The sequence below is a fragment of the Chelatococcus sp. CO-6 genome, assembly GCF_001271345.1.
Taxonomy (GTDB): domain Bacteria; phylum Pseudomonadota; class Alphaproteobacteria; order Rhizobiales; family Beijerinckiaceae; genus Chelatococcus_A; species Chelatococcus_A caeni.
This window is the reverse complement of the sequence record NZ_CP012398.1, coordinates 3326536-3339811: the sequence shown is the minus strand read 5'-3', so window position 1 is coordinate 3339811 and position 13276 is coordinate 3326536. Positions and strand designations below refer to the sequence as shown.

Sequence of the window (13276 nt, the reverse complement as noted above, 5' to 3'; positions counted from 1 at the left end):
CCCTTCTAAGGGGAGTGACTTTGGGCCAGTCGAAGGGGTCGTTGCAAGCCGCTTGTTCAACAGGTGGGTCGTGCCCGACGCGAAGGCGGCAGAGTCCCCCGGTGCTCCGCCGAAGTCGGCTCTCCCTTGGTCCCGACCGTGAAGACGTAATCTCCCTCCGACAAGGTCTTTTTTGCCTGGGTGCGGGCCGCCTTGGAGCCAAAGGTCAGCGGCCAGCAAGGATCACCCGGCGGCCCCCAGACATAGGTGAAAAAGACATTCGCCATGTTCCCCCCATCGCCGCTCCGTACCGCTCCTAATGTCGCCCCCGCCCGCGCCTCCCCTTCGGCGCCGCCGCGCGCTCGGCGCGGATGCGTTCGAGCAGTTTTTCGGCGGGCTCATCGTTTTCGTCCTGGGGAACGAGTTCGCCGCGAAAGGCCTTGGCGAGGATCGCCTCGTCCAGCTTGCCCACGAGGTTGAGCGCGCGCCGGGCTTCCGCCGCCAGCCGGTCGAGTTTGGCAAAGGCGGATTCGATGCGGCGGACAATTTCCTTCGCCTCCTCAAATGGAGGAACTGGAACCTGCATGGCGGAGAGCTTTGACTTACTGATGGAGGCAAGATTCGTCGTCTGCTTCCCCTCGTGGAAGAAGTGCTTTTGCCCGAATTCGTTGGTGTAGTAGGACAAGAAGCGCGGGGGCATTGTTCCGGGTGTCAAGCGGACCCGGAACACATGGTTCTGGTGGATACAGTCAGGGATCTGACCACTCCAAACCCAACCTCGTCCGAGTTTGTCGCGATCTCCCCCCTCATTCATGAGAACATCACCCTCACGCAGTAATAACGCTTCGGCTTCTTTGGCGGTCACCGCTACGGTCTTTATCTCCCTGAGATCCAGCCAGCCTCGCTGCACGTTCGCCACGCGCAGATACGGCAACTCCAACAACTGCTCATCTGACTTGCGCTTCTTGCCCAAAGTGATCCCAGACTTGATGTCGGCAATCTCGCCGAGTTGCATCTGTCTCCAATGTGGCGGTTGGCCAACCGTTCTGTCGACGTTCGACTCAGCAGCTTTTGCTGAAGTCAACTCCCCGCTGAACGCCTTGCTGAGCACGGCCTGCTTATAGCAGGAGACGAGGGTTTCGATGCGGGCGAGTTCGGTGCGGGCGCGGGCGGATTTCGCGTTCAGCGCATCCAGCTTGGCCACGATGCGCTTTTGCTCGGCCAAGGGTGGGAGGGGAATTGCTGTTTTTTTCGCCGCCGCGATGGTGTAAGTGCCAACAGTAGTACCGCCACCCTCATGAACCTGATCTTGAATACCTTTGGACGAGAACAGCTTGGCGACGTATTCGGATTCGACCTCAGCCTGTTTTCGAAGCCAAAGAACGCTCGCGTCCTTGAAATAAAATCGGTCACCCTCCCTCACCTGATAACATTCTCCCAAAGTGCCAACGGCAGTAACCATGAGATCTCCAGGCACTGGCGCACCGTAACCCGAAGCGTATTTCTCAAATAGAGCTTCTGAAATGAATAGCTCGTTCTCAACCGATCCAGTTCTAGCTAGTTTCTTGATTTCTCTCGCTCTGTAAAATGGAACTCCTTCTTTCGTCCACTCCTGCTGATGAACTCGTTTGCTTGATGTTATATCAAATAGGTCCCCCAGCGTCACCTCAACCCACCCCCTCGGCAGCTCGCTCATTCCGCCGCCTCCGGCAGCTCGTCACCCAGCTCCGCCAATAGCGCCTCGATCTCCAGCGTGGCGGCCTGCAGATGGCCGAGGATGGCGGCGGCGATGTCGTCGGGTTCCGTCAGGCCTTCTTCCGCCTCGTCCTCCGCCTCGCGCAGCCAGGCGATATCGAGATTGTCGCCGCGGGCGGCGATCTCCTTGCGGGTGAATTTCCGCCAGCGGCCGGCCTCGCCTTCGTCCGGGCCACGCTCGGCACCGTAAGGGCTCGCGCCGAAGGCTTTTTCGAAGCCTTCAAAATGGGCGTCCGTCAGCGGCGTGGTCTTGCCGAATTTCGGCATCTGGGCGCGCAGGTCGTAGACCCAGACGGCCTTCGTATTGCCGGTCTCGGTCTTGCCGCGCGTCAGGAAGATGACATTGGTCTTCACGCCTTGCGCATAAAAAATGCCGGTCGGCAGGCGCAGGATGGTGTGCAGATCGCACCAATCCATCATCATCCGGCGCAGCTCTTTGCCGCGCCCGTCTTCGAAGAGCACGTTATCCGGCACGACGATGGCCGCGCGGCCGCCCGGCTTCAGCGCCCGGATGCAGTGTTCGACAAAGGGAAGCTGGTAGGAGGAGACGGTGGCGGTGACGGAGAGATCGTCACGCGTCGGCGCACCACCCGACGGACCAAAGGGCGGATTGGTGAGGATGAGATCCGCCCGGCCGAGCTCCTTGCCTTTGTCAGAGAGCGTATCACCCAGATTCACGTGCTCGCTGTCGATATTGTGCAGGTAGAGGTTCATCAAAAGCAAGCGCAGCGTACCCGGCACGTTCTCCATGCCGCGGAAGGCATGTTGCTTCTGCCAGGCTGCCTTCTCCCCCAGTTCAAAATAATCGTCCGTCCGGGCGCGCATGTAGCGGTCCGCGGCAATCAGGAAGCCGCCGGTGCCGGCGGCGGGGTCCTGGATCACCTCGCCAGGCTTGGGCTGCATGAGGCGCACCAAAAGCTCGATCAGCACGCGGGGCGTGAAATACTGCCCGGCGCCGCGCTTGGTTTCCTCGGCGTTCTTCTGCAGCAGGCCTTCGTAGAGATCGCCGAACTGGTCGCGCTCCTCGGAGAACCAGTCGAGCTCGTCAATGGCGGTGACGAGCGTCGTCAGGTTCTGCGGTTCGCGGATGAAGGTCGAGGCGTTGTCGAAGATCTCCTGCACCATCTCCGGCAGCGGCCGTGCATCAGCATAGCGCTTGCGCTCGTCCGGCGCAGCGTTTTCGCCGGGCGGCAGGACGAGCGCGTCGTCCTTGCCGAGGCGGGTGCTGGTGGCGCCGAGCGTGACCAGAACCTTACGGTAATGCTCCAGCTTGGCGAGGCCATTTGCGGCGACCAGATCCGCCCAGCGCATGGTCTTCGGCAGGCTGCCCGTCTCCCGGTTGCGCTCGGCCATCATCTTCAGGAACAGCAGATAGGTCAGCTCGGTAACATATTGCTGATAGGTGATGCCGTCTTTGCGCAGGACCGTGCAGAGGCGCCAGAGTTTCTGGACGATGGCATTGGCATTCATGGCGTGATTCTACCGGATCAGGGATCGCGGCTGCGTTTGTAGCGAGCGGGAGACGGGGGTCAACTCAAGCTCGCTGCCTAAGCCGCAGGCGACGTCCAGATCGCTTCGTTGAAGGCGTGCAGCACCTCGTCGAGTTCTCCACCGAACTCCTCGGAGATGCGCTTGAAGCCGCCCTTGTCGGCAAAGACGCCCTGGTCGAGCAGGGTCGGGTCCGCTACCGGCTTGTCCTTCAGTGCCCGGCCGATGCGGCGCAGCCATTCCTTCTGCTTCTGCGTCCAGGGGCGCGAGGCCTCGATCTTCTGGATGGCGTTGTCGACACGCGTGGCATAGGGGATCAGCGGATCGCCCAAGGCCGCCTGCCGCACGAAGCCGATGATATGGGCGGCGATGTCGGCATTGCGGGCGCGGCCATAGGCGGCACGCAGCATGGCTTCGGAATAGTTCCTTTCGTCCAGCAGGCCCGCGAGTTCCGAGAGCTCCTTGCGCGTGAGGTCGCGCGGGCGCTGGGTGACGGCGATCAGCGCCGGCACCTGGTTCATGTTCTCGCGCACGAAGCGTTCGAAGCCGGTGATGTAATCCTCGGGCGTCGTGTTCTTGCCGAAGATCTCCTCGATGCGCAGCAGCTCGTCCTCATGGGTGGAGATGACGACGCCATCATTCCTGTCCGTGCGCAGCGGTCGGCGCTCCAGCAGTTCCACGGCGCGGGGATGGGCAGAGAGCCAAGCCTCAATTTCTGCGCCGGAGCGGGTGGCGAGCCGCTGCACGGCCACATCCGGCCTCTCGCCCGTGTGGCGTTCGAAGCTTTCGCAGGTTTCGGCATCCATGCGCTTTACCATGGCGCGCATGCGCACGATCACCTGACCCGCGACCCAGTTCTTGTCCTCCTCCGTCCCGGCATTCTGCAGGTCGGTAACGAGTTGGCCAAGCGAGATATCCGGCTTGACGACGACGGGGCGCATGTCCGTCATCTCCTGCAGCTCGGCATAGAGATCGACGGCATCGAAGATGCGGAAATGCTCCTTGCCGATATCCGGGCATAGCCGCGTGGCACGCCCGATCATCTGGTCATAGAGGATGCGGCTCTTCACCCGCCGCACGAAGACCAGGTTGCAGATGGAGGGCACGTCGACGCCGGTGGTCAAGAGATCGACGGTGACGACGTATTTGGGGTAAGGGTCGTTCTTGAATTTCAGGATCAGGTCGTCGGTCTTCTCGACATTGCCGGTGATCTTCATCACCATGCCATGCGGCACGGCCTCCTTGCCGTATTCCTCCTGCAGCTCCTCGATCAGCAGGCGCACGATGTCATCGGCATGGGTGTCGCGGGCGGCGAAGATCAGCGTCTTGCCCGGCTTCGCCGGCGGGATCTCGGCGGCAATCGCCCGGCAGACGATGCGGTTGAAGGCTTCCGAATAGACCCGCTTGTTGAAATCGGCGAGATCGTAATCCAGCGGGACATCATCCGGCAGTTCGAAGAGATCGATCTGGCCGGTCTTGCGGTCGATGATCTCGACTTCCTCGCCCCCATCGAAATGAATGCCGGCTTCCGACAGCGCCGTAGTGATACGCTTCGGTGGCAGGTGATCGTTAAGATAGCCTTCGACGACGGCCTGTCTGTAGCCATAATGGAAGACCGGATGGCCGAAGATTTCACGGGTGTGCAGCGCGGGCGTCGCCGTCAGCGCCACCTTGACGGCATCAAAGTAATCGAGGATCTGGCGATAGGCGGACTGGTAGTCGTCGAGATTGCGGAAGCCGATGTCGGTCTCGCGCAGCTCCGCATCCAGCGTGTAGCCGCGATGGGCCTCATCCACAATGATGCAGTCGAAGGTGCCGGGCGTCGGGCGCTTCGCGGGGTCCGGCTCGTTGAGCACACGGGCGATCAGCGACTGGACGGTCGCGACCTGCACTTCGTCATCGTCTTCCGGAACCTTCTTGTCGAGACCGGCGACCTTGTAGATCTGGGCGAAGTTCAGCATGCCCTCGATCTCGGTCGTTTCGAGGGCGTCGCTGGTCTGCTTGCCGAGCGCCCTGCGGTCCACCAGGAAGAGGATGCGGCGGAAGCGCTTGTGCTTCAGCAGGCGATACATCAACGCGATTGCAGTGCGCGTCTTGCCGGTTCCGGTTGCCATAGACACCAGGATGTCGCGTTGGCCGCCGGCCACGGCATCCTCGATCGCAGCAATCGCGTCTTCCTGGTATGGGCGCATCTTGCCCCTGCCAAAGCTTTCTTCGGCTAGACCTTGAGCTGCGGTGTCGACATCCGTGGTGAGCTTGTCCAACAGGTCCTTCGGCGAGAACCAGCTTGTCATGGCGACTGAGTGGTTGGTCTTCCGCCGCACATCGCGGTACCAGATGCCGGATTTGGTCAACCACTGCCGCACATACGGTCTGCCATTCGTGGCGAAGACGAAGGGAACCCGAAAGGGATCAGCAAGACCGTGTTTCCACGGACCGTCCGGATGGCGGTTCTCGGGCGACAGCGCGATGGTGCGAGCATACCGCTCGGCCTGCTGGAGCGTAGATGGCACATCGACGCTCTCGCGCTTCGCCTCAATGATACCCACACAGGTTAGACCGGCGAAAAGCGCATAGTCAGCCCGCCCGCCTTCGGCCAGCCATTCGGCGATCGCGAGGTTGCGGCCTTCCTCCGGCCGTGCGCCCGCTTGGTAGCTTAGTCGGTCGCTGTCAGCTTCCCAACCGGCATCAGCCAGTTGGACTTCGATCAAGCGACGGGTCTGCTTCTCATCAAGTTCAAGACGGCTTGCCGCCTGAAGACCTGCTTGCTTGAGCTCCATCTGAAGCTGCTGGGGTTGGGCCTCGGCCGCCTTCTGCAGCTCCGCAAGCTTGCGAGAGAGCTCGGCTTGGTTGGCTTCCATCTCGACGACCGTCTGCTCCCAGACGACGCTATCGGCGGCTGCCTGACGAGCCAGTTCCTGGGCCGCGGCGCGGGCCTTTGCGAGCTCTTCCGCCGAGGCATGGGCCGCGGCGAGCTTCGCCTCGGCTTCCCGAACCTGGATTCGGAGCAAGGCCAGCTCCGCCTGCGTTGCCTGATCAACATCGGCAGAGGCCTTGGGAGGCACGAAAGGTCCTGGCTTAAAGCCCGGATCGCGGCCAAAGGTTCGGCGATACCAGACGCCAAGTGCGCGACAAAACTTGAGAGCTGATAGCGCTTCTGCAGGCGAGCCGCCGAAGCCGTGGGTCGCCTCGTTGCCGCTCTTTCGCACCGCATGGAAGACGTCCGCCACCTCGCGTGGCAGAACTTGCTGAGCCGCAAGTCGTCGAAGTAGATCGTGCGTGGTCTCGCGAGCCACCGGATCGTAGACACCGGAGAGGGCTGCGATTTCCTTCACCATGTATTCGCCGAACTGGCGGCTCTTGATCAGTGAGGTGTTGGCATCTTCGGCGAAGAAGCGCTCAGCGAGCACGCCAAGACGATGGAGTTCAATACTGAGCTCCTTCAGATGATCAAAGTTCGCAGACAACGTCCCACCTAAACGCTTCCCATCGCTCGCTGCTGAAAATCGCACAGCCCGTGGGAGCTGGCAAACAGGAGCGGCGATCGCGCGTTGAAGAGGGAGGGCACCGGTGACGCGGCGCACACTGCTATTCACCGTTCAATCTGTACTCTCCGCAAGTCTGCTCCGTCGACCATGATGAGGCGCATTCCTCCCCTTGTATGGTCGCGATCGCGATGTCTGCTCATAAGTGAAGGTGCAGATTGCCCGAACGTCCCGGTACGAGGGCGCAGAGTTGCCATTCACGTCACGGCAACCGCAAAGTCGACCTTGGGTCAGTGCCGATTACGATCCGACCTCGAGCCCCGCTACCCAGGTCGGCCACGTCTTGCGACCAGGCAGCGCTTCCGACATGTGCCTGGCGATGGTCCGGGCGAAGACCTACCGGCGATGTCAAGTATCGCCGCTTATCGCCCCTAAACGCGACCGTGCTCGGCGATGCCCAGCATGTTGGGAGGATAGATGGTCGGCCTGCTCTGTTTCCCCTCGGCCCAGGCGTCGATCATGTCCGCCCATTCCTGCAACATGTGCCGTCGCTGGCGTTCGTACTCGGCCATGTTGTAGACGGAACGCGAGGAGCGGTTGTCCTCGTGGGCCAGGCACTTCTCGATCCAGTCACTGTTGAAGCCCGCTTCGTTGAGAAGCGTCGAGCCTGTACGGCGCAGATCGTGCACGGTGAAGGGCATCAGAGGCAGTTCGGCCTTCCTCGCGCGCTCGACCACGGCCGTCGTGACGCGGTTGAAGGTCGCGCGAGACAGGGGAGCGGCGGCATCGTAGCGCGACGGCAGAAGATAGCGGGAGTTTCCGGCCCACGTCTTCAGCGCCACCATGATGTCGAGGGACTGCCGGGAGAGATAGACGTTGTGCGGCTTGCGCCGCTTCAGACGCTCCTTCGGGATGGTCCAGACGGCATAGCCCCGAAAGGACGCCGGATCATTCCCACTCTAGTATTTTTTCTGCCCTAAGGGTTTGATTTTATTGTGGAAAATTCGCCTGTTGACCTGAGGCGCCGCGAATGAGGCCGTCAAAAAGTTAGCGTTTTGATTTCACTGGTTTTTTTAAGAAATGCCGACCAGAAAAAATTCTGTGAACTATCGATACCTATCGGCCAATTCGGGGGCGTCATGAACGGCGAAGGTCAAATCTAACCCTCTATAAAGTACCGTCAAAACCGACAAAATCAATACGCTCACCTCGATCCTGGATTGATGGATCGCGGGCGTTGGGTCGGTTGAGGGGGTGAAGACGGTTTCTCGCAAAGAGCGTTACGAGCAAGTCTGGTCCAGGCTCGTGACCAAAGTTCCGCAGATTACGGCGTCAGCGCTCTCTTCAGGGACGAGGCTGGCGATGTCTTTCACATCTATTCCACTTTCGGGCCGCGGTGTGGAGGTGATGATAGGCACCTACGCCATGCTCGACCTCAGGTCGCAACGAGGCCGAGGGAATGGACTGGGTGCGCCACCACGACGCTACGAGTAGCCGTCCCGGGTAGCAGCGGCATGGTGACCGGCTAGCAAACAAGAAATGAGGTGAACGCCGGAGCCCCCCCGGCGTCCCGGCAATTTGCCTCTCGTTTCTGTGAATCGCTGGCTCAGCCTCGCGCCAGCAGTCGTGACGAGGCAGACAGAATTATGTCTGGCTCCTGCGACACAAATCAGCAATTGATGCCGGCACGCCCTGCGAGGGGCGCCATAGCTGGCCGATTCGCGCAGGCACGGGCAGAGTTTCGGCGGCCATCGGCCTGCCTCTTCAGCCATTGCTGTTCAAATCCGTTCCCGCCCGCAGGCGCTCCATATAGGCGCGATAAGCGAAGCTGCGGTCGCGTTTCCTTCCCGTCGTTTCCACGAGGACGCCGACCTCGGCCAGCGCTTCGATCGCGCGAGTTGCGGTCGGCTTGCTCGCATCGATCAGCTTCATGGCCGAGGCCACCGTCACGATCGGATGGCGGGGAAGTTGCTCGAACAGCCTCAGCGCTGAGACGGAGGCGGATTCAGCACCCAGGAGCCGTGCCCGGTCCATGCTGACGAGGTTGAACAATTCGCGCGCCGAGGCGACCGCTTCATCGGCGATCGTGGCGACCCCGTCGAGAAAGAAGTCAGTCCAGCCCTCCCAGTCCCCTTCCAGCCGCACGAGGTTGAGTCGCCGATAATATTCTTCCCGGTGGCGCTTGAAAAAGAGGCTGAGATAAAGGAGCGGAGCTTTCAGCAGGCCCCAGTGCTCCAGCAGGAGCGCGACCAGCAGCCGACCGATCCGACCGTTGCCGTCGAGATAGGGATGAATGGTTTCGAACTGCACATGCAGGAGACCCATACGCACGAGCTTCGGCAGCGGGTCGTCGGCATGGATGTATTTCTCAAATTCGCTGAGGAGCTGGGGGAGCTTGTCAGGCGCCGGCGGCACGTAGGCCGCATTCCCCGGCCGGCTTCCACCGATCCAGTTCTGGGTGCGACGCACGTCGCCAGGTTGCTTGTTCGAACCGCGCACACCGCGCATCAACCGCTTGTGCGTCTCATTCAAGAGCCGCATCGAAAGCGGAAGACCGCGCTTGGAAGCGAGTTGGCCGCGCGCATAGGCGAGCGCATCGAGGTAGTTGGTCACCTCTTCGATGTCGGCATTGGGTGCAGGCTGCTCTTCGGCCTCGAAGGTGAGAAGGTCGACGAGCGATGCTTGCGTGCCCTCGATCTGCGATGAGATCACCGCCTCTTTGCGCACGAAGGCGTAGATGAACCAATCTAACGATGGCACCATCTCGCCTGCCAGATCGAGACGAACGAGCGCCTGCTCGGCTTCACGGAGGCGACGCTCGAGCTTTCCGTCAATGGCAAGCATCGGACGCGTGGGCGGCAGATCGAAGGGAATGAAGGCATTAACCTTCTCGCCGCCGGCGGTCACGCTTTCGTATCGGCCTGTGGTACGCTTCGGCATCTGTTTGCGGCTCATCCCGGGAACGACCTCGTAGGCCTTGGGAGCGGAAGGCACAACAGCGTTCCCTGCCGACTCCACTGGGAACGGATTCTTTACTAATAGCGATCATTAGTCAAGAGATCGTTCCTAGCGCCTCTCCCTTGGATACATTCCCGTTCCTTACCTTCTGGCTATATTGCTGGAAATAACTCGGAGGTTACCGCGGACAGCTCTCAAAAACGCCAACCAAAACAATCGATCTCGCCTTAGCGAGCGCGGTCTGGCGGCCCGCCGAGCTGAAACAAAGGCCATCGCATCGCACCGGTACCTATTGCTGGCGATCACCGCATTGGCGTCGGCAGGATTCCAACGACTCCAGGGCCGCAAGTGGGACCTCCTGCGCTAAGTCGGGCGGACGGGTTTCGGGACGTTGCTATGGAATGTCGCACTCGGAGCAACCGAGTGCGACACCGCCGATTGTGGAAGCTACGCCAGCACTTTGCTTTCAGCCTTTTTCACTTGGTTCAGGCTTTCGAGAATGACAGAATGAACGGCTGACGCGCGGGTATCGCCGCCGTTAAGGCCGCGCACGATCTCGCCCAGCGAGGCCATATCGAAATGTCGCAGCGCGGGCACCAGGCCATCGGGATCAAAGCTTTCTGGCGGATTTGCAAAGAGCTTGATTAAAGCGCCGAATACCGACGCACCGTAGGTAAGGGAACGGCCCTCATAGGCTTCGGCTATGCTTGTGAGGGCAGCGGATACGATCGCCGGACCGTGTCGCCGCAAGGCGGTCGCGATCGAGGATGTGAAGGCAACCTCTCCCGCCTTCCACGCGCTGGACGAGGTGTTACGGGCCATCCTCAAGCCCGCCTCAGTTATCAAACGTTGAATCTCGACGGCGTCCTCATCTGCCGCCGCCAAAGCGGCATGGAAGTCATCCAGTCGGTTCATTGGCTTGCGAGCCCGATTGGCGACGATGAACATTCGGGCTTCATCTTCGGGGCTGTCATAAGCGAAAAGGCAACACGGCAATTGCGGCAGGTCGCCCCTTCGTACTGCTGCAGCCCAACGATGCTGTCCGTCTATGATGACCTTCGATCCGTCCGGACGCCGCGAAACAACGAGCGGAGCACAGAGGCGCCAGTCGAAATTGGCGGCGATGCTCGCAATCAGGCGCCGGGAGCCTTCATTGTCGATCGAACGCTGATAGGACTGATCGACGGTCAGTTCGGTTGTATGTACCCATTCGATGCTCGGCATTTTTCCGATGGGTGGGCGGAAGCCAATCTTGCGCTTGCCCCCGCGCCTCCTTCCCTTTCCGGCTTTGCTCATCGTCCCGAACTGGGCATCCTTGCCAGGACCGATAGCGGCGATCGGCAGTGCAGCCTCTGCCCCAAAACCATCGATCAGTTGCGGGATTTCGTCCGGTGAGCGCGACCAGAGTTGGCCTTGATGCTCTATCACCACGTCGCCAAGGTGCACCCGTGCGGTGCCAACGGGTGTGACGATGAGAAAGCTGCCGTTGGATGCGATTTCGCCGGACATCTGCATCCGCACCCAATCCGGAATCGAGGACCCGTCGTTGATCCAGTTGCGTACATCTTTGAGCTGGGAGGAAGTTTGTTGGAGTATCATGCTACGTCTCCTGAAAGGTTCGCGAGCGTCGTGCTGGCGAGCGATCAGGACGTGCATTCCGAACGTGCAATCTGGATGGCTTATGACTGCCTCCGGACCACGGGCAGGGGTCGCCGGAAGGATGACGTGGAGAGGCAGCGCTGGAATTCTTAAGCTGATTGCGCTATATGACCATCTACATGGTCAGGAGCGTGACATGGACGCAGTCAATCTGGCGGATGCCAAGGCCCATCTGAGCGAACTGGTCGACCGGGTCGAGGCAGGCTATTCAATCGACATCATGCGGCGTGGCAAGCCGGTCGCGCGGCTCACCGCCGTGGCCAAGCCCCGCAAGCCCATCGATGCCGCTCTGCTTCAATCGCTGACGGCAGCAATGCCACCGCAGTCCCAGAGCGCCGCCGATCTCGTGCGGTCAATGCGGGATGGCGATCGCTACTGATGCTTTACCTCGACACGTCGCTGATCGTCGCGGCGCTCTGCAACGAAGCGATGACACCACGCGTTCAGGCCTGGCTGGCGGAGCAGGATCCGGCGCAACTTCTGATCAGCGACTGGACCGTCACCGAAATGTCGTCGGCCATGGCGATCAAGCTGCGAAGCGGTCAGATCACCCTTGAGCAGCGCGCGGCGGCGCTCGCGATGTTCCACAAGCTCGTCGCCGAGAGCTTCACCGTGCTGCCCGTGACGAGCGGGCAGTTTCGGGCGGCGGCGAGGTTTGCCGATCAGCATGCGCTTGGGCTTCGCGCCGGTGACGCGCTGCATCTTGCAATCGCGTCGGAGCATGGCGCCACGGTACATACGCTAGACCAGCGGCTCGCCGACGCCGGACCGGCGCTTGGCGTGCCGGCGCAGTTGCTGGCATGACGCGGGCCTTCTCTGTCTTGGCCGGTCCCTTCGGGAGCCGCCATGGCCGGTGACTGGTCCGACGAGCAGAACGATGCGATCGTGGCGGATTATTTCGCGATGCTTGGCGATGACATTGCTGGGCGTCCCTGCAGCAAGGCCGAACATAACCGCCTGCTGCAGGCGGTGATCGGCCGTCCTCGCGGTTCGATCGAATACAAACATCAGAACATCAGCGCCGTGCTCAAGGTGAGGCCTGGATCCCAGGCTACAAACCCGCCTTCAATTTTCAGGCATCGCTCGTCGATGCGGTGGTGCGCTGGCTTGAACGTCATCCGAATTGGCTCGCACCAACCGCGCGGATGGCGATGGGTCCGTCACCGTCAGCGCTTCGGGAAGAAGCAATGCTATGGATCGGCCCGCCGCCGACGCACAGCAATGCGCCGCCGCCCGACGAGCTCGAGCAGATGACCGCCATCGCTCGAAAGTACGATGTGGCGGAGCGCGATGCCCACAATCGCGCTCTGGGTCGCGCCGGTGAGGAGTGTGTCCTCGCCCACGAGCGCGCCAACCTGCTCGCCGCCGGCCGAACCGATCTCGCTGAGCGCATCCGCTGGGTGTCGCACGTGGATGGTGATGGTGCCGGCTATGACATCCTGAGCTTCGACACCGACGGCCGCGATCGGCTGATTGAGGTAAAGACAACCAATGGCTGGGAGCGCACGCCGTTTCACATCACGCGCAATGAGCTGGCCGTTGCCGAGGAGCGGCGTAGCGATTGGCGGCTGGTGCGGTTGTGGAATTTCGCGCGGGAGCCGAAGGCGTTCGAACTGCGTCCGCCGCTCGAAGCGCATGTGTCGCTGATCGCAACCAGCTATCAGGCAAGCTTCCCGTAGCGGCTGCCACCTTGCGGGTCGAAAAGACCCATTGTCAGACTTTCGCGGCGCCTTAGCCGCAGTCCAACTCCAGACACTCATTCAGACGCTGCTTTGCTGCTGAATTGAGCCGCTCGCTTACCGGCAGCTCTCGGCTTCCATACCGAGGAAGCGGAATTTCGTTCCGCTAGCCTTCTAAGCCGGAAAGACCCAGAGACATTATTTGGAAGTGGCTCCTGCTGCGCATTTTTGAAGCGTTCAGGAGCAAGGGGTGCTGGTGCATACGCTGGCGAA

General features: G+C 61.1%; 9 protein-coding genes and 1 pseudogene. 4 read left to right on the top strand and 6 right to left on the bottom strand.

Annotation, left to right across the window (positions count from 1 at the left end):
- Window positions 1-295: 295 nt before the first annotated feature.
- The 6 genes and pseudogenes from AL346_RS15660 to AL346_RS24750 all read right to left on the bottom strand — a co-directional run bounded on the left by AL346_RS15660 (window position 296) and on the right by AL346_RS24750 (window position 11264).
- Complete coding sequence (locus tag AL346_RS15660) at window positions 296-1675, bottom strand: restriction endonuclease subunit S (RefSeq protein WP_082312537.1); 1380 nt, start codon at window positions 1673-1675, stop codon at window positions 296-298.
- The gene (locus AL346_RS15655; protein WP_019404571.1) at window positions 1672-3204 is read right to left on the bottom strand and encodes an N-6 DNA methylase; all 1533 of its coding nucleotides are present in this window, start codon (window positions 3202-3204) and stop codon (window positions 1672-1674) included. The genes AL346_RS15660 and AL346_RS15655 overlap by 4 nt, the downstream gene beginning before the upstream one ends.
- Window positions 3205-3281: 77 nt before the next feature.
- Window positions 3282-6689: a type I restriction-modification system endonuclease gene (gene hsdR, locus AL346_RS15650; RefSeq protein ID WP_026015556.1), complete on the bottom strand. Its 3408-nt coding sequence runs from the start codon at window positions 6687-6689 to the stop codon at window positions 3282-3284.
- Between the two features lie 449 nt (window positions 6690-7138).
- Window positions 7139-7633, bottom strand: a pseudogene (locus AL346_RS15645) (tyrosine-type recombinase/integrase); the annotation flags it as partial.
- An 838-nt stretch (window positions 7634-8471) separates the two neighbouring features.
- Window positions 8472-9662 (bottom strand): Fic family protein, encoded by a 1191-nt coding sequence (locus tag AL346_RS15640; RefSeq protein ID WP_245258964.1) that lies wholly within the window; start codon window positions 9660-9662, stop codon window positions 8472-8474.
- 450 nt (window positions 9663-10112) lie between these two features.
- Entirely contained in the window at window positions 10113-11264 is a 1152-nt protein-coding gene (locus AL346_RS24750; RefSeq protein ID WP_197286571.1) for a DUF6551 family protein, read from the bottom strand.
- A 196-nt stretch (window positions 11265-11460) separates the two neighbouring features.
- On the opposite strand from AL346_RS24750, the gene AL346_RS15630 reads away from it, so the two are divergent.
- The 4 genes from AL346_RS15630 to AL346_RS25640 are packed head-to-tail and all read left to right on the top strand — an operon-like array spanning window position 11461 to window position 13003.
- Complete coding sequence (locus AL346_RS15630) at window positions 11461-11703, top strand: type II toxin-antitoxin system Phd/YefM family antitoxin (RefSeq protein ID WP_019404578.1); 243 nt, start codon at window positions 11461-11463, stop codon at window positions 11701-11703.
- Window positions 11703-12128 carry a type II toxin-antitoxin system VapC family toxin gene (locus tag AL346_RS15625; RefSeq protein WP_019404579.1) on the top strand — a complete coding sequence of 142 codons (426 nt, stop codon included), beginning with the start codon at window positions 11703-11705 and terminating at the stop codon, window positions 12126-12128. The genes AL346_RS15630 and AL346_RS15625 overlap by 1 nt, the downstream gene beginning before the upstream one ends.
- A 42-nt stretch (window positions 12129-12170) precedes the next feature.
- A complete protein-coding gene (locus AL346_RS25645) occupies window positions 12171-12578 on the top strand; it encodes a hypothetical protein (protein ID WP_245258965.1) in 408 nt (135 codons plus the stop codon).
- Window positions 12575-13003: a DUF3883 domain-containing protein gene (locus AL346_RS25640; RefSeq protein WP_245258966.1), complete on the top strand. Its 429-nt coding sequence runs from the start codon at window positions 12575-12577 to the stop codon at window positions 13001-13003. Before AL346_RS25645 ends, AL346_RS25640 begins: the two co-directional genes overlap by 4 nt.
- The last annotated feature ends 273 nt before the right edge of the window (window positions 13004-13276 follow it).